The sequence below is a fragment of the Fructobacillus tropaeoli genome (genome assembly GCF_001047135.2).
GTDB lineage: Bacteria > Bacillota > Bacilli > Lactobacillales > Lactobacillaceae > Fructobacillus > Fructobacillus tropaeoli.
The window spans coordinates 1-768 of record NZ_DF968138.1 but is presented as its reverse complement, the minus strand read 5'-3'; the positions used below and the strand labels follow the sequence as shown (position 1 = coordinate 768).

The 768-nt window shown below is 42.2% G+C and carries 1 protein-coding gene; it reads right to left on the bottom strand.

The annotated features are described in order from the left end of the window. Nucleotides 1-270: 270 nt before the first annotated feature. A complete protein-coding gene (locus AOQ32_RS08395) occupies nt 271-696 on the bottom strand; it encodes a DUF722 domain-containing protein (protein ID WP_059394397.1) in 426 nt (141 codons plus the stop codon). Between the last annotated feature and the right edge of the window lie 72 nt (nt 697-768).

The window sequence follows — 768 nt, the reverse complement described above, 5'->3', positions numbered from 1 at the left end:
CCTTCCGCCAGGAGATGACTACTACTCGCTACCAATTGCTTGGGTCTTGGCAAGCTAAGCGTGTCAGTGGAATTGCACCACCCTACTACTCGGACATGACCCCAGCGCTAAACTGTCTCAGCTAGACACGCATAATGCCAACCATTCCAGGCTGACTATTTAAAGGAGCGTAGGTGTTTCCGCACCCCGCAGAAATTCTTTTACAAAATTTCTATACTACAAATATACCACCTTTTTTTAGGTCAAAAGTCGCATGATAGTCGCATGTTTTCAGAGGGTCAAGTTTTCCACAGGCCTTGACCAATGAGACTTGTAATACTTCTCTTTAGCATGTTGTACATCACGAATGCACTGGCTCTTCGACTTATAGACCATCTCGGCAATCTTAGGCCACACATAATTCTTTTGTTCGTCGTAATGATAATCCAACATCGTGACGAGCTGTTGGTCAATTGTTTGCATAAATTGCTTAACCGATTCATAGCGAATGGTAAGCTGAATCATTTCCGGATCAGACTCTTCCCTAATAATCTGATTATCTAGGGCCCGATTGATTTCATTTTGCTTTTTACCGCCACCAACATTTTCATCACGAACAGGGTTGTCAAATCGCAATTCAAATCGTCGCCAAGCTATCTGCTTTTCGATTGTTCCGGAGAAATAATCAGTAAATAGCTGATCCACTGTATATTTCAAATCTGTCACCCCCTACATGTTTAATTTAACTGCCCTTATTTCTACCCGTGGCCGTTCTTTATCAATTTCAAA